Genomic DNA, 14093 nt, shown 5'->3' on the forward strand with positions numbered 1-14093 from the left:
AGTTCTTGGTCTTTCGTTGTCTCTGCTTGGACTCTCTCGGGAGTCGCTTGGTCTTTCGTATACTCTTCCTGTACTCTTAACGGCTTTACCTGGTCTTTCGCTGTCTTTATCCGCTTACTCCCCCGTTTCCAGCGCAAGCAGCCGCTCCTTCATCGACAGGCCGCCGCGGAAACCGGTCAGTTTGCCGTTCTTGCCGATTACCCGGTGGCACGGAACGAGCATGAGCACCGGGTTGGCTCCGATAGCGGCGGCGACAGCACGCACGGCGGTCGGGCGTCCGATGCGCTCCGCGATGTCGGAGTACGTCACGGTCTCGCCGCACGGAATTTCCCGGAGCGCCTGCCAGACCTTCTGCTGGAACGGAGTACCGCCGAGGTCGACCGGCATGTCAAACACTGTCCGGCTGCCGTCAAAATACTCCTCCAGCTGTGACCTGTACAGGTCAAGCGCCCCGTCGTCACGGACCAGTTCAGCTCCTGGACGACGCGCGGCAGCCCATTGTTCCAGCTCATCAAAACCGCGACCTTCCGAGCCGATCCAGCAAAGTCCCTTGTCCGTCGCTGCGATGATGAGGTCCCAGTTCCCCTGTTGGAGCTGTGACCAGCGGATCGTTTCCATGGTTCGTCCTCCCTTTTTGTTGTAGGTCTTTACATTATACCTCAGTGACTTTCGGGATTCCTCGACATATTTCCCGGGAAATGAATCGAAGGCTGTCGGAAATTGCCCGGGTGATCCAATGAAAAATCCCCTCATAACAGAGGGGATGGAACCGCTTAGTCCGCCGAGTAGACCCGGCTTTTCAGGCGCGTCGAGAAAATTTCAAGCACGATGGCGATGGCCAAGATCATATACGTGATCATGCCGACTTCGCGCAGGTCGAAGTAGAAGCCCGAAGCCATGAAAAGCTCAAATCCGATGCCGCCAGCTCCGGCGGCCGCGCCCATCGCGACGGCCACCGAGAAGTTGATCTCGAAGCGGAGGAAGGTCCAGGACAGGAGATAAGTGAATGTGGACGGAACGACGCCGTGGACGACGGTCTGCCACCACCCGGCACCCGTGGAGCGGAGCGCCTCCAGGATCTTCGGGTCGACTTCCTCGAACGCCTCCGAAAAGGCCTTCACGAGATAGGCGACCGAGTGGAACAGCATCCCGAGGACGGCCGCCTCGCTGCCGAGCCCTGCCGCAATGGCGAAGATCAGGACCCACAGGACTGTCGGGACCGCACGGACAAACGCGACGACGACCCGGATTGATTTGGACAGCCACGGAACACTCAGGTTCTCCGCAGCGCCGAGCGCGAGGAAAAAGGCGAATACCGCGCCGAATACTGTGGCCAGCGCACCGAGTCCGAGCGTGATGGCGACCTGCATGGCCGCCTCGCCCCATCCGAAGTGGCTGAGTTTCGGTTCAAGGAACATGGCTTTCAGGTTATACAGGGTTTCCGGGATCGCCTGCAGCGGCCGGAAGCCGGTGTAGTCAAAGAAGAAGAAGGCGAGGACCGTCAGTGCGCCCAATGCCCAGAGCGTCGAGCGGAGGACCAGGCTGACCCGGTTGCCGGAGCGGATATTGATCTTGCCCGCCCGTGTGTGCCGGATGACGGACGGTTGTTGGGTTATCTGCTGCATTACAGGATCACCTTCCGGATTCTAGTCGAGAGAAGTTCGATCAGGATGACTGCCAGCACGATCGTGATCGTGATCAGCGCGACCACCTCGTAGTTCATCGTCTTGTAGTACATATCGAACATATAGCCAATGCCAGTGCCCGTCAGGATGCCGACAAGTGTGGCGCTGCGGATGTTCGTCTCGATCATGAACAGCACCCAGCTCACCATCTGTGGGAGCCCCTGCGGTACGACGGCCTTGCTGACGATCTGCCAGTAGGTGGCTCCCGTCGCCCGGAGCGCCTCGACGGATCCAAGTGCCGCCTCGTCGATCGTCTCGATAAAGGCCCGGGTCAGGAAACCGACCGTTCCGACAAACAGGGCGAGAAATCCGGTCACCGAGTTTTGGCCAAAGGAAAGAAGAAGGATCAGCGACCAGGCCACGACCGGGATGTTTCGCGACAGCGAGGCGACAAAGCGGGAGAAGGTCCCGAACGCCCGGTTCACCATCGTCGTCTTCGAACCCATGATTGCAAGGAACAGCGACAGTGCGGCGGCGATCGTTGTGGCGGCGATCGACATAAAGATCGTCTCGATCAGCTTATCCATGATATCTGGCAGCTTGCCGAGCGCCTCCCCGTTAACAAGCAGGTTGGAGGCCATCCACGCCATCGCCCCGGGAACCGCCTCAAGGCTGCTGATGAAGCCGTAGTCGGTGATCCATGCGGACAGATAAGTGAGGACGATGACTCCGAGAAAAAGCAGCGTCATCTGGAATTTTCGTTTTTTCAGTACGGTTTCATTCATGTGCGGCAGACTCCTCAGACAGTGATCAGTTCGCGGGTCTCCACGACAGTTTTCATGCCGTAGATTTCATCGGTGAAACGCTCCGTGAGCAGCGGGCTCGGCCCGTCAAAGACGACTTCGCCTTTTTTCAGTCCGATGATCCGGTTGGCATAGTCCTTCGCCACGTCCACCTGGTGGAGGTTGACGATGCACGTGATGCCGAAATCGATGGAGATCGTCTTCAAATGGTCCATGATCACCTTGGACGAGTTCGGGTCGAGCGAGGCGATCGGCTCATCGCAGAGGATGATTTTCGGATCCTGGATCAGCGCCCGGCAGATGCCGACGCGCTGCTGCTGGCCGCCGCTCAACTGGTCGCACCGCTTATAGGCGTGTTCGGCGATGCCGAGCTTTTCCAGAAGGTCAAACGCCTTCCGCTTTTCCGCTTCCGTGAACCGTCCGAGGACCCCCTGCAGGGTCGACTTGTATCCGAATCGGCCGTGCAGGACATTTTCGATGACGGTCAGCCTTGGGACGAGGTTATAATGCTGGAACACCATGCCGATGTGCTTTCGGACGTCCCGCAGGCCTTTTTTGTTTTGCGCGCCTACATCCTTGCCGTCAAAGAACACCTGCCCCTCCCCGATGTCGACCATCCGGTTCAGGCAGCGCAGCATTGTGGATTTCCCCGCCCCCGAAGGGCCGATCACCGCAACAAACTCCCCTGCTTCCACGGAGAATGAGACATCCTTCAGAATCGGATTGCCCGGCTGGTATGACTTCATCAGACCGTTCACTTCCAGTAATGCCACTGAAAAAACTCCTTTGCTTATTAAGATAGCCTTGGCAGAATGGCCCGCCGGCCGGCAAAAAGCCGTGCCGGCGGGCCAGGAACCAGTCAGCTTAGTTGGAAAGTTCGCGGATCGGGTCGAACCAGCTGTCTTCCACTTCCGCGAATCGCTCGCCTTCCGACTTCTTGAAGAGGCCGGATTCTCCCGAGTCTTCCGGAACGAAGACTCCCTCGTTTTCAGCCATTTCATCAGAGGTGAAGGCGTCACGAATCTTATTGAAGTCCTCTTCGCTCAGCACATCCGTGTTGGCGACAAACGGTGCGTTCAGGACAGGCGTCACGCTGACAAGGACAAATTCTTCACCCGGCACGGTGTGGAACGGCTCGGCCGCATCATCCTTGACCCGGTAGACCGAACCCGGCGCGTTTTCCTCGCCTTCGGCCACTTCTACGTAGTTATCCACACAAGTATCGCAGAATGCAGCTGCTTCAACAGTTCCTTTGAGCAGGTTCACAGCAGAACCCTGGTGTGAGCCGCCGAACTGGACCTGTTCAAAGAACGGCCCGCTCTCCATCAGGTCTTCCTCGCTCAGCCCTTTGTCGGAGAAGTGGTTCAGGATCGAAGAGGAAGGAACGACAAAGCCCGAAGTCGAGCTGTTGGAAACGAAGGAGAAGGACTTTCCTTCTATCGGGTCAATCGTGAATCCGTCGCCGTCCTTATATTCATCCGCGTTTTCCTTCTCGACCGCGATCCAGGAGTGGTACTTGGCATCATCCAGCGTGCCGGACGGGCCTGTCGGAACGGCCAGCGGTTCGATGGCATCGTTGCCTTCCTTGGCCTCGATATAGCCCTGCGCGCCCATGAAGGCGAGTTCGGCATTGTTGTTGACGATCGTTTCGATGGCGATGGCGTAGTCCGTTGTCAGATGGTGTTTGACTTCTTTGCCGGTGGCTTCCCCGACCGCTGTACCGATGGCATCGCGCGCGCCTTTCAGGTCGTTCCCGGATTCGTTCGGATACCAGACGATGTCGACGACGTCGTCTCCCTGATCATTGCTTTCTGCATCGCCTTCTGAACAAGCTCCCAACAGTGCGGCAGTAGTTGCAGCGGCAAGCAGCAGCCCGAAACGTTTTTTCATCATTCAATCCCCTTTTCCAGATGTTTTGGCTTTTTCCATTCTGCAGATCCATGGTTCAGCTTCATTGAAGCACGGAAGCGGGCCGCGGGGCTATGGGTTGGCGCGCTTCTTTAGACTGTTTTAAGAATGTTTACACGACATTAACAGCGGGTTGTCAGGGCTGGTGAATTCACCAAGCGCGATAGGGGTGCCGTACCGCCCGTGGTAATCGGAACCGCCTGTCGTGAACAGGCTGAATTCGGCTGCAAGCCGGTCCACACGTTCGTAATCTTCCGGCGTGTGGTCCGGGTGATGGCGTTCGATTCCGTCGAGCCCTGCAGTTGCAAGTTCCGGGATCAGCTCGTAGGAATCAAGCTGTCCGGGATGGGCGATGACCGCGAAGCCGCCGTCTGCTTTGATGGCGCGCACGGCATCGAACACATCGATGTACCGGATATCGCCCGAGGCCGGCCCTCCGTCCTTGAACAGGGAGCGGTACAGCTGTTGGTAGTCCGCCGACTCAAACGGCGCATCCGTCAGCAGGTCCATCAGATGCTGCTTGTAGACGATGCCGCCTTCCGGAACCATGGCGAGCACCTGCTCCTCATCCAGCGAGAGGCCGGTTTCCCGGATTTTTCTCGCCTGTTCGAGCGTGTGCAGATGGCGCCGTTCCAGGAGCGGCCGACAGAGGGCGCGGAGATGGCGGGCATCACTTCCGTAGTTGTAGCCCAGCATGTGGACTTTGCGGTTTCGTTTAAAGTCGTAGGCGGAGATTTCGATGCCCGGGATGACGGTGACCCCGTACTCCTCACCTAAGGCAACCACCTCTTCCAGACCATCCGTCGTATCGTGGTCGACAAAACTGAGGTGGGTGATTCCAGCTTCCGTTGCGCGCTGCAGTACTTCCCGGACCGAATCGGCCCCATCGGAATACCGGCTGTGGACATGAAGATCCGCTTTCATCGCTGCACCTCCGGCATTCCGCGAAGGGCTTTCTCGTTCATGTCATACACGCAGTCGCACAGCCCCTCCATGAACTCCAGGTCGTGGAAGATGCCGACGAGCGTCGTGCCGTCCGCCTTCAGCTTTTCGATCACTTCGCGGACCTTCAGCTTGGACTGGTAATCCAGGCTAGCGGTCGGCTCATCCAGCAGCAGCAGGCGAGGTTTCTTTACCGTCGCGATCGCGATGTTCAGCCGAAGCTTCTCACCGCCCGAGAATGTGTTCGGGAAGGTGTCCCACAGCCGCTCGTCCAGATCGAAATGGCGGAGCGACTGTTCGGCTTTGATGGTTGCCGCCTCGTGTGATTCGCCCATCCCGAGGAGCGCCTGCTCGACGAGTTCCCTGGCCGTCGTGCGAGGCATGACATTCAGGAACTGCGAGACGTAGCCGATCTCATGCTTTCTCAGCCAGATGACCTGACGCTCCTCCGCCTTCAGCAGGTCGATCCTGCCGAACCGCTCAGAGTCGAACCAGATCTCCCCCTCATCGGGCAGATAAGTCCGGTAGATGCTTTTCAGGATCGTTGACTTGCCGCTTCCGCTCTTGCCGACGATGCCGATGAAACCGCCCTGCTCCAGGCTGAAGCTGATGCCTTCAACCGCCTTCCTCGTGGTATTCAAATGGTGGCTAGTGAACCGCTTGCCGAAATCTTTCACTTCAAGCATGACCAAATTGTCCCCCTCCTCTCAGCTTTTTCGGTAATTCGTCCGGGTGACGACCACGCCGTTGACCATCGTCGCGCTCAGCATCGGGTAACCGTCGTCCATCCGCTCGATAATGAGCAGATCCGCTTTTTTCCCCGGGCAGACCGAGCCGATCTCCTGTTCCATGTTGACGGCCTGTGCCGGTCGGATCGTCACTTTTGCAAATCCTTCGTGGAGCGGCAGGCCGCACTCGTCGTGCAGCTTGAAGATCGAATGCAGGAGGGCAGCCGGATAGTAGTCGCTGCACAGGATGTCCGCGCAGCCTTCCTGGATCGCTTCCGCAGCCGACAAATTGCCTGAATGCGAGCCGCCCATGAGGACGTTTGGCGCGCCGACGATCGTCGCCATTCCCAGTTCATTCGCTTTTTTTGCGACATCCAGGGTGATCGGGAACTCGCTGATCGTCGTGCCGTACGAACGGACAAGCTCGAGCTTCTTTTCATGATCGTCGTCGTGGGAGGCGACCGCGATGCCCTGGGCGATTGCGATTTCGGCGACTTCCTGGATGCGCTCGATCGTCATCTGCTCGCGGCTCGTGCGCTCGGCGATCAGGACGCCCACTTCCTCGTCCGAGATGTCCCGGTAGCCCTTCATGGTGTTCCGGTACATCTCAAGGTCCCGGTACTGGCCCTGTCCCGGCGTGTGGTCCATGAACGACAGGAGATGGACCTTCCCGTCCCGGATGTTTTGGATCAGCGTGTCCACTTCCCCGATGTTGTCGACCTCGAACCGGGCGTGAAGACGGTGACGGATCAGATGGAGCCCATCGCGAAGCGAACTGATCGCATCGACGAGCCGCTGGACGTTTTCCGGCTGCCGGATCGGCTTATGGCTGAACATGTCTTCTTTATAGAAGGACAGGGAATGGAACATCGTTGTGATCCCATGGTTGATCAGGATTTTTTCCGCTTCCCGCAGGGCCATGTTGAAGTCCATCATGCTTGTGGGGCGCGGAGAGGCGATTGTCTCGATATAGTCCGAATGGATGTCGACGAACCCCGGCGTGATGTAGCCGCCATTGGCATCAAGCAGCTCCGCGTCCGGCCAGCGCCGGATTTCCTCCTCCGGGACGATGTCGGCGATGCGGTCTCCCTCGATAAGAACTGCCATTCCCTCAAGAATCCGGTCTTCCAGAATGATCTTTCCGTTATGCAGAATGTGCATGTGGTTTCGTCCTCCCTACAGCAGCGAGTAAACCAGCTGCTGGGTATATGCGTGATTGGGGTCTTCAAGAATCTGGTCGGTCAGGCCGGACTCGATCACCCGGCCGTTCAGCATGACGAGTGTCCGGTCGGCGAGCATCCGGATGACGGCCAAGTCGTGTGACACGACAATCATCGAGATGCCGAGGTCGCGCTGGATCTGCTTGATCAGATCGATGACAGCCGCCTGAACCGACAGGTCAAGGCCTGTCGTCACCTCATCGAGGAACAGGATCGGCGGATCGTTCGAGAGGGCCTTGGCGATCTGGACCCGCTGCTGCATGCCGCCCGAGAAGTTCCGCGGCTCTTCTTTCATCCGGAACAGCGGGATGCTGACGACGTCGAGGAGACGTTCCCCGGCGGACTGCATCTGCCCGACATGTCGGCCGCCCGCGGCGATCTGCTTTTCAGCGATGTTGCTGATGGAGGAAAAGTCCATCCGGAGGCCCTTGACCGGGTTCTGGTAGACCATGCCGTATTTGTGGTTGCGGATATACCGCTTGCGCTGGGAGGAGACGTCGAACAGGTTCTCCCCGGCCAGTTCCGGATCGTCGATCGTCAGCGTGCCTGATGTGACGTCCTGGTCAAAATACAGGCATTGCATCAGGGTCGACTTTCCGCTGCCGCTCTCGCCCACGATCCCGAGGATCTCCCCCGGGTACACGTCGAGTGAGACGTCGCTGCAGGCGTAGACCGTGCCGCAGGACGGGCAGTAGTTCTTGATGAGACCCGGCCTTCCCGGCTGGCTGCATTCGCCGCAACCCGGGCCGTACTGTTTGGTCAGGTTTTCCACTTTCAGGAGGGGGCGTTCTTCAAATCGTTGCATGCTGCACCTCTTTTTCTTCCTGGCGCCCGAGCCGGTCCGCGCAGTGGCTCGTGTCGTTGCACTGATGCTCCGTCATGCCGGTCTCTTGGATGTAGAGTTCATCCAGGAAGACACCGGTCGCACCGCAGAATCGGCAGGACTTCCCGGAAAAGTCTTCTCCCTCGAATGGGTGGTCTTCAAAGGCAAGGGAGCGGATCTCGGTATACGGCGGAACCGCGTAAATTTTCTTCTCTCTGCCGGCCCCGAGCAGAATCAATGCCTCGGAATGGTCCATCTTCGGGTTATCAAAACGTGGAATCGGGCTCGGTGCCATGACGTAACGGCCGTTGACGAGGACCGGGTGGTCGGCGCCCGTCGTCGTCCGCCCGTATTTCATGATCTGCTCGAACAGCATGAGCCACGCGCCGCTGTATTCACTTTCGGCGTGGAGGCGTTTCGTGACGGATTCTTTTTTCTCATACTTGCGGAGCGGTTCGGGCATCGGCACCTGCAGCACGAGGATCTGGTCTTTGGTCAGCGGGACCTCAGGGATCCGGTGGCGGGACTGGATCAGCGACGCTTCCTCCGTCCGCTCGGTCACCGGGATGCCCGTCGTCGCCCGAATCAGCTTTTTGATGCTGACGGCGTTGACCGATTCATCGGCTCCCTGGTCGATCACTTTCAGCACATCGTCTTTGCCGACAAGGGAGCAGGTCAGCTGAAGGCCCCCTGTTCCCCAGCCACGCGCCATCGGCATCTCGCGCGAGGCGAACGGCACCTGGTAGCCCGGGATGGCGACCGCCTTGAGCGTCGCCCTGCGGATTTCTTTTTTCGAGCCTTCATCCAGGAAGGCGAATTGCGGTTCAGCTTTCATGGCCGTCCCCTCCTTTCCTCGTGTTCCGCACGCTGTCCAGCTTGGACTGGAATGTGACGTAGTGCGGCATCTTCAGGTGTGAGATGAATCCGGTCGATTCCACCGTGTCCACGTGGAGCAGGACAAACTCCTCGTCATGGGACGGGGCATCGCTTTCCGGATGCTCCAGGCACTGATCCAGGATGCTCATGGCGATTGCCTTCGTCTCGTTCTGCCCGTAGCAGATGCCGTAGCCGATCTCGAACCGGAGCTCCTGCTTGCCGTCCGGTCCCTTGGTGGGCATCGGCACAAACGACTCGACCTCTGTCGCACGGACCGATCCGATGTAATACGAATCGTCCTCCCCATCTCCCCCGTGCGCCGGGACCGTGATGGGCAGTTGTCCCATTCGGACTTCCCCGACGGTCGGGTGAACCTGGCCGTAACCCCTGAGCGAAGCATAGCCGAGCGCCGTGATCGCACCGGTCTGTCCGCGCGTGAGGATCTGCAGGCGCTCGCTGCGCGATGCAGGAAACTGGAAGACGTTCTTTGTGACGTCATCCGGCTCGGTGTTGTCCGGTTCGAACGTCTCGAACAGCCCCTCTTCCCTCAGGTACTCCACCACTTTCGGATAGGTTCCGTCGCCGGTCGCTTTTTCCAGTGCGGACAGTTCCTCTTCATATTGGTCCAGCCATTGTTTACGCTTTTTTTCCGATTCTTCGAGGAGGGAAAAATCGATCAGGCGGTGCGTGTAGTCATGGGTCGCGCCGAGCAGCTGTCCGCCGGGGATGTCCTTGAAGCTTGCCGAGATCCGCCGCTCCACCCCCATTCGCTCCGGTTCCACCGTCTCGCTGTAATACAGCCGCGGCAGCGTAGAGCGGTGCGCCCGAAGAAGAAATACCGCTTCCTCCATGCTGCCCTCCGCCTGCTTGATGGCGAGTGCCGCAAGCTCTGGAGAGTAGAGGCTCGCTTCGGACATGACCTGATCGATAAGCAGCCTCATCGAAGACAGGATCGCGGACACCTCCACCTGCTCGCCGCCCTTGAGACGTTCATACTTCAGACGGTCAATGGAAGCTTCAATTGCATCCGTACCGCCTTTGACCGCTACATAACCCATGCCGATTCCTCCTTCGCCGTGATGGCCGTCGTGCGCGGGATGCTCGAGATGAGCCCGTCGCCGTCTGTGAAGATGAGGTCGATGCCCGTCGGGAACTCCTGCGTTTTCATGCTCCGTGTGCGGACAAATGCTTCACTGAGAGCAATTGGAGCCTCCGCTTCATCCCGGATGCCGGGGCCCGACAGCTTCCAATCTGAAGATCCCCCCAGTGCCCCGGCCTCGATGATCCACGTGGCCGACTGGTGCGGGTTCTCAAGAGTGCCTGCCCTGCAGCCGCGAATCGCCTCGAGCAGTTCCGGCTCTCCGGTCTCTGCCGGGGCGATGATATAGTCCGCGTCTTCAGCGGAAGTGTGCCCGGCAAACGTATAATCCTCGATTTTCCGGCGGATGGCGTCTTTCCGCTCTCCGAGCACATGGAATGTGACTTCCGCGTCCAGCAGCGTCTGGATCACGAGGAACGTCGCCGGATGGCATTCCCGGACAAAATCGGCCTTTGCCGCCGAGTCCCGGATGTCTGCGATCTTCCCGGGCCTGGCCATGCACTGCAGCAGTTCACGGTAAACTTTCTGGATGTCATGCACTGAATCAAGTTGCATTGCGATCTCCCCTCACTCTTCCATCGTGTCGAATTGGACTTTTGTCTTTTCCAGAGCGGCCAGCTCCCGGTGTTTCCTGTCCGCCAGCCTGATCTCCTCCGCCTCAAGCATCGCGGTCCATCCGGCCGTCTCGGACAGCCCGGCCCGGCAGGCCGCGTCGATTACCGCCAGATCACCGGCCAACTTTTCCCGGACACCCGCGACGATGCCGACCCCGATGTGGTCGCCGATCTCGACCTTCGCTTCCGTCACCAGCACTTCGCCCAGATAAAACAGCGACTGTTTGGCCGTCTCCCTCATCTTGATCATCGTCAGGCCCTGCCGGGGGGCGGCCAGCTCCCGCACGGGATAGTGGTGCCTGATTTCAGATGCGAGCCGGTCCGCCAGCTCCGGGTTCCCTTCGATCAGGATTTCAGTCATGCGTCTGCGCTTCATTTCGGGTTCTCCCTCCTCTGCTGATTTCATCCTAACTTGGCGACAACTTAGCGCGGGTTAAGGCTGTGTTAAGAAATGTAAAGATCAAAAGCGCAAGCGCCCGCTTAGCAACGTACAAACTGGAGCCATTCGTAATGAGATAAAGGAAACACGGCGAGATACGAGCCGATGTTGACTTATCGCAGTGGAGGAGGGTGAAGTTTGCTAGTTGCTGGGCGCTGGAGCTGGACGTGGCCGACCCGGGAATAATCATCTTCCACAGAGTGAAGTTCTATCATTTCCCAAGCTCCAAAAAAACGGACCTCCGGTTTTCCGGAAGTCCGTCTTGCCATCATTACTATTCAATTCCGATGATAGATGAGCTGGACTACGCCTGATGTGAATGTGCGCGTCCCGTCCAGTTTAAGGTTCAGCCGCTCTCTAATATCTGTGAACAGCGGCTTGCCTTCGCCAAGCACGACGGAATGGACGGAGAGCCTGAATTCGTCCACGAGCCCCGCGTTGATAAAGGTGGTGATCAGTCCCGCTCCGCCGTACAGCCAGATGTCCCTGCCCGGCTGTGCCTTCAGCTTTGCGACCGTGCCCGGGATGTCCTCATGGACGTAAACCGCATCATCGCCGTTCCTTGTTCTTGAAAACACGATCTTTTCCTTGCTGTGAATCCGTTCCCAGAAGCCGTGCTCTTCTTCGGAGGCCCCTTCTTCCGGGACGTACTGGCCCCACATGTCATAGCTCTTCCTTCCATAAAGGATCGTATCGATCCCGTCGAGGAATTCATCGAAACTCATATCAGGCTCCATGATGCACCAGTCCGTTTCGCCATTTTTCCCTTCGATGAATCCGTCGAGTGAGACTGCCAGATCCAACAGGACCCTTCTCGTTCCGTGTTCGGACATTAGACTGCTCCCCTTTCTTTCCGCTCCACTATTCCTGTATGTCGGAAATATCGTATTTGAAGGTATCGCTCCGGTACAGGATCCGCGTGTATTCCAGCATATCGCCGGAACGCCCGTCCAGGCAGCTGCTCTCAAGGGCGAGGAGAGGGACGAGGCGGCTGCAGCGGAGCAGTTCCTGTTCGCGGGATGAGGGGAAGACGACGCTCAGGAGGGTCTTACCGCTCTTGAAATCCCCGTAGCCGTGCTCCCGGTAGTATTCGAACATCGACCGGATGTCCGGCCCGTCCGCACCGATTTCGGGAAACCTGGACTGCAGCACATGGGAATAGTGGATCGCAATCGGCTCCCCGTCCACCACACGCAGCCTTCCGATCCGCCAGACCGGGTCACCCGGATCGGCGGCAAGAATCCGTGCCGCTTCTCCGTTGTCGCTTGGTTCACATGAGACGACAGAGGTTTCCAGCGAACGGCCGAGTTCCCCCATCTTCTCTGTGAAGCTCGTCTTGCCGCTAAGCGGAATCCGGATCCGTGCCGGGCCCGGCTTGAGAAAACGCCCCTTCCCCTGCACGGATTCAATCAGGCCCCGCTCCTCCAGATGGTTGAGCGCATTCCGGACGGTATAGCGGGGAACCCGGTACTGGTCGGCCAATGTGTTTTCGGACGGGAGCTTCCCGCCAGGCCGGATTGTTCCGCTTTCCAGCAGTTCAAACAGTTCATCGATGATCAGTGCCTCTTTCTCTATTTCCATCCTTCTCGCTCCCCGTGCATCCTGTTTACTTTCATCATACCTGAACGGCCAGTTTTTCTGAAAGCAATGGACAGAGAGAGATCAGTTCTGCTTGACTGCACAAAAAAACCTTCCCTGCTTGCACGGGAAGGGAAGAACCGGCGCTTATTGGCCGGACTGATCCATAAATGCCTGGAAATCTGCGATCGAAGGATTGGCCATGTAATGCCCGCCCTCCACCTGAATGGTCTGGCCTGTGATGAATTTGGATTCGTCGGAGGCAAGAAACAGGACTGTGTAGCCGATGTCGTCCGCTTCGCCGTGGTAAGGCAGGGCGTTAAACTTGCCGAAGATATCGAGAACCTGCTGTGGCATGTTATTCCTTGCGGCAGGGGTCAGAATCAATCCGGGAGCAACCGCATTGCAGCGGATTTTGTCCTTACCGTACTGGGCTGCGATATAGCGTGTCAAATTCACGACTCCCGCCTTGGATGCTCCATATGCGGAGCGCGTGGCGTCACCCGCGAATGCCGCCATTGAAGCCGTATTGATGATTGAGCCGCCGCCCGCCTCAACCATGTGCGGAATGGCGAACCGGGTGCCGAGCAGGACGCTCTTCAGATTCACATCCATGAGACGGTCCCATTCATCCAAGTCCATATTGACCACATCCAGGTCCTTCTGGAGATTCGTGACGCCGACATTGTTGAATAGGACATCAAGCTTCCCGAATTCCTTTACTGTAAACTCGACCGCTTCCCGGATCGAAGCTTCATCGCCCGCGTCGAGGAAGATTCCTTTAGCGGCCCCTCCGGATTCGGTGATTTTCCTTGCTTCGGCCTTTGCGCCTTCCTCGTTAAAGTCACTGATGACCACCTTTGCGCCTTCGTGGGCCATCAGCACGGCCGACGACAGGCCGATGCCGGACGCGCCGCCTGTCACCAGTGCCACTTTTCCTTCCATACGCCCCATTTAAGTCCGCTCCTTCTTTAATTCCGCCCCCGGTTCCAGGGCAGCCAGCAGTTTCTTGTTAATGGCGAGATACTGATCCACTTCTTTTTCCGAAAGCACGCTGAACATATTCAATCGCAACCGGGTCCCGGTTTCGTGTGCCTCGCGGAGAACGTCTTCTCCCTTTTCCGTAATCGAGAGCAGCACCATCCGGCGGTCCTGCTCATCGGCGAGCCTTTCCGCCATCTCTTCCTTCACAAGCTTCCCCGCAATGTTGGTGATGGCAGCCGCCGTATAACCGAGCTTGGCTGCTAGGACCGACTGCTTTTGGGGTCCGTTTGTCTTCAGTTCCCACAAAACCAGCACCGGAGAAATGCCGATGTTGTAACGGAACGCCTTCGTCCATCGGATGACCATCTCATTCGTTACCGCCTCGGTCGAATGAATCAGTTTAAACAAATCCGTTTCCTTCACCTATATCACACTCCCGGAAATCGAGCCAAAT

General features: G+C 58.1%; 17 protein-coding genes. All 17 read right to left on the reverse strand.

Going from position 1 to position 14093, the window contains the following annotated elements; translation table 11 throughout:
* Nucleotides 1–114 precede the first annotated feature (114 nt).
* The 17 genes from BMX91_RS09275 to BMX91_RS09355 all read right to left on the reverse strand — a co-directional run bounded on the left by BMX91_RS09275 (nt 115) and on the right by BMX91_RS09355 (nt 14047).
* Entirely contained in the window at nt 115–618 is a 504-nt protein-coding gene (locus BMX91_RS09275) for a methylated-DNA--[protein]-cysteine S-methyltransferase (protein ID WP_092052750.1), read from the reverse strand.
* Between the two features lie 155 nt (nt 619–773).
* Nucleotides 774–1625 carry an ABC transporter permease subunit gene (locus tag BMX91_RS09280; protein WP_092052754.1) on the reverse strand — a complete coding sequence of 284 codons (852 nt, stop codon included), beginning with the start codon at nt 1623–1625 and terminating at the stop codon, nt 774–776.
* Complete coding sequence (locus BMX91_RS09285; RefSeq protein ID WP_092052757.1) at nt 1625–2410, reverse strand: PhnE/PtxC family ABC transporter permease; 786 nt, start codon at nt 2408–2410, stop codon at nt 1625–1627. Before BMX91_RS09285 ends, BMX91_RS09280 begins: the two co-directional genes overlap by 1 nt.
* Before the next feature lie 14 nt (nt 2411–2424).
* Nucleotides 2425–3201 (reverse strand): phosphonate ABC transporter ATP-binding protein, encoded by a 777-nt coding sequence (gene phnC, locus BMX91_RS09290; RefSeq protein WP_092052761.1) that lies wholly within the window; start codon nt 3199–3201, stop codon nt 2425–2427.
* Nucleotides 3202–3292: 91 nt separating this feature from the next.
* Nucleotides 3293–4318, reverse strand: coding sequence for a PhnD/SsuA/transferrin family substrate-binding protein (locus BMX91_RS09295; protein ID WP_177168339.1), 1026 nt, complete (start codon nt 4316–4318; stop codon nt 3293–3295).
* Nucleotides 4319–4438: 120 nt separating this feature from the next.
* Nucleotides 4439–5260, reverse strand: a complete 822-nt coding sequence (locus tag BMX91_RS09300; protein WP_092052768.1) for a PHP domain-containing protein — start codon at nt 5258–5260, stop codon at nt 4439–4441.
* Nucleotides 5257–5970: a phosphonate C-P lyase system protein PhnL gene (locus BMX91_RS09305; RefSeq protein ID WP_092052772.1), complete on the reverse strand. Its 714-nt coding sequence runs from the start codon at nt 5968–5970 to the stop codon at nt 5257–5259. Before BMX91_RS09305 ends, BMX91_RS09300 begins: the two co-directional genes overlap by 4 nt.
* Nucleotides 5971–5985: 15 nt before the next feature.
* On the reverse strand, nt 5986–7167 hold the full coding sequence (phnM, locus tag BMX91_RS09310) for a phosphonate metabolism protein PhnM (RefSeq protein ID WP_092052776.1): 1182 nt from the start codon (nt 7165–7167) through the stop codon (nt 5986–5988).
* 15 nt (nt 7168–7182) lie between these two features.
* Complete coding sequence (locus tag BMX91_RS09315; protein WP_092052780.1) at nt 7183–8031, reverse strand: ATP-binding cassette domain-containing protein; 849 nt, start codon at nt 8029–8031, stop codon at nt 7183–7185.
* Nucleotides 8018–8884: an alpha-D-ribose 1-methylphosphonate 5-phosphate C-P-lyase PhnJ gene (locus BMX91_RS09320; RefSeq protein WP_092052783.1), complete on the reverse strand. Its 867-nt coding sequence runs from the start codon at nt 8882–8884 to the stop codon at nt 8018–8020. The genes BMX91_RS09315 and BMX91_RS09320 overlap by 14 nt, the downstream gene beginning before the upstream one ends.
* Entirely contained in the window at nt 8874–9983 is a 1110-nt protein-coding gene (locus BMX91_RS09325; protein WP_092052787.1) for a carbon-phosphorus lyase complex subunit PhnI, read from the reverse strand. Before BMX91_RS09325 ends, BMX91_RS09320 begins: the two co-directional genes overlap by 11 nt.
* The gene (gene phnH, locus BMX91_RS09330) at nt 9971–10579 is read right to left on the reverse strand and encodes a phosphonate C-P lyase system protein PhnH (RefSeq protein WP_092052792.1); all 609 of its coding nucleotides are present in this window, start codon (nt 10577–10579) and stop codon (nt 9971–9973) included. The genes BMX91_RS09325 and phnH overlap by 13 nt, the downstream gene beginning before the upstream one ends.
* A gap of 12 nt (nt 10580–10591) precedes the next feature.
* A complete protein-coding gene (gene phnG, locus BMX91_RS09335) occupies nt 10592–11014 on the reverse strand; it encodes a phosphonate C-P lyase system protein PhnG (protein WP_092052797.1) in 423 nt (140 codons plus the stop codon).
* A 341-nt stretch (nt 11015–11355) separates the two neighbouring features.
* Nucleotides 11356–11910 carry a dihydrofolate reductase family protein gene (locus BMX91_RS09340; RefSeq protein ID WP_092052802.1) on the reverse strand — a complete coding sequence of 185 codons (555 nt, stop codon included), beginning with the start codon at nt 11908–11910 and terminating at the stop codon, nt 11356–11358.
* A gap of 28 nt (nt 11911–11938) precedes the next feature.
* Nucleotides 11939–12658: a GntR family transcriptional regulator gene (locus BMX91_RS09345; protein WP_092052806.1), complete on the reverse strand. Its 720-nt coding sequence runs from the start codon at nt 12656–12658 to the stop codon at nt 11939–11941.
* 144 nt (nt 12659–12802) lie between these two features.
* Nucleotides 12803–13609, reverse strand: a complete 807-nt coding sequence (locus tag BMX91_RS09350) for an SDR family NAD(P)-dependent oxidoreductase (RefSeq protein ID WP_092052809.1) — start codon at nt 13607–13609, stop codon at nt 12803–12805.
* On the reverse strand, nt 13610–14047 hold the full coding sequence (locus BMX91_RS09355) for a MarR family winged helix-turn-helix transcriptional regulator (protein WP_245744381.1): 438 nt from the start codon (nt 14045–14047) through the stop codon (nt 13610–13612).
* Nucleotides 14048–14093: the final 46 nt, after the last annotated feature.

Origin of the sequence: Bhargavaea ginsengi (assembly GCF_900109165.1) — a bacterium.
Taxonomy (GTDB): Bacteria; Bacillota; Bacilli; order Bacillales_A; family Planococcaceae; genus Bhargavaea; species Bhargavaea ginsengi.

Coding starts and splice junctions, on each gene's coding strand:
- BMX91_RS09285 (WP_092052757.1), bottom strand. CDS start 2,410: ATGAATGAAACCGTACTGAAAAAACGAAAATTCCAGATGACGCTGCTT.
- BMX91_RS09280 (WP_092052754.1), bottom strand. CDS start 1,625: ATGCAGCAGATAACCCAACAACCGTCCGTCATCCGGCACACACGGGCG.
- BMX91_RS09295 (WP_177168339.1), bottom strand. CDS start 4,318: ATGAAAAAACGTTTCGGGCTGCTGCTTGCCGCTGCAACTACTGCCGCA.
- BMX91_RS09345 (WP_092052806.1), bottom strand. CDS start 12,658: ATGGAAATAGAGAAAGAGGCACTGATCATCGATGAACTGTTTGAACTG.
- BMX91_RS09315 (WP_092052780.1), bottom strand. CDS start 8,031: ATGCAACGATTTGAAGAACGCCCCCTCCTGAAAGTGGAAAACCTGACC.
- BMX91_RS09325 (WP_092052787.1), bottom strand. CDS start 9,983: ATGGGTTATGTAGCGGTCAAAGGCGGTACGGATGCAATTGAAGCTTCC.
- BMX91_RS09320 (WP_092052783.1), bottom strand. CDS start 8,884: ATGAAAGCTGAACCGCAATTCGCCTTCCTGGATGAAGGCTCGAAAAAA.
- phnM (WP_092052776.1), bottom strand. CDS start 7,167: ATGCACATTCTGCATAACGGAAAGATCATTCTGGAAGACCGGATTCTT.
- BMX91_RS09275 (WP_092052750.1), bottom strand. CDS start 618: ATGGAAACGATCCGCTGGTCACAGCTCCAACAGGGGAACTGGGACCTC.
- phnG (WP_092052797.1), bottom strand. CDS start 11,014: ATGAAGCGCAGACGCATGACTGAAATCCTGATCGAAGGGAACCCGGAG.
- BMX91_RS09340 (WP_092052802.1), bottom strand. CDS start 11,910: ATGTCCGAACACGGAACGAGAAGGGTCCTGTTGGATCTGGCAGTCTCA.
- BMX91_RS09350 (WP_092052809.1), bottom strand. CDS start 13,609: ATGGGGCGTATGGAAGGAAAAGTGGCACTGGTGACAGGCGGCGCGTCC.
- BMX91_RS09300 (WP_092052768.1), bottom strand. CDS start 5,260: ATGAAAGCGGATCTTCATGTCCACAGCCGGTATTCCGATGGGGCCGAT.
- phnH (WP_092052792.1), bottom strand. CDS start 10,579: ATGCAACTTGATTCAGTGCATGACATCCAGAAAGTTTACCGTGAACTG.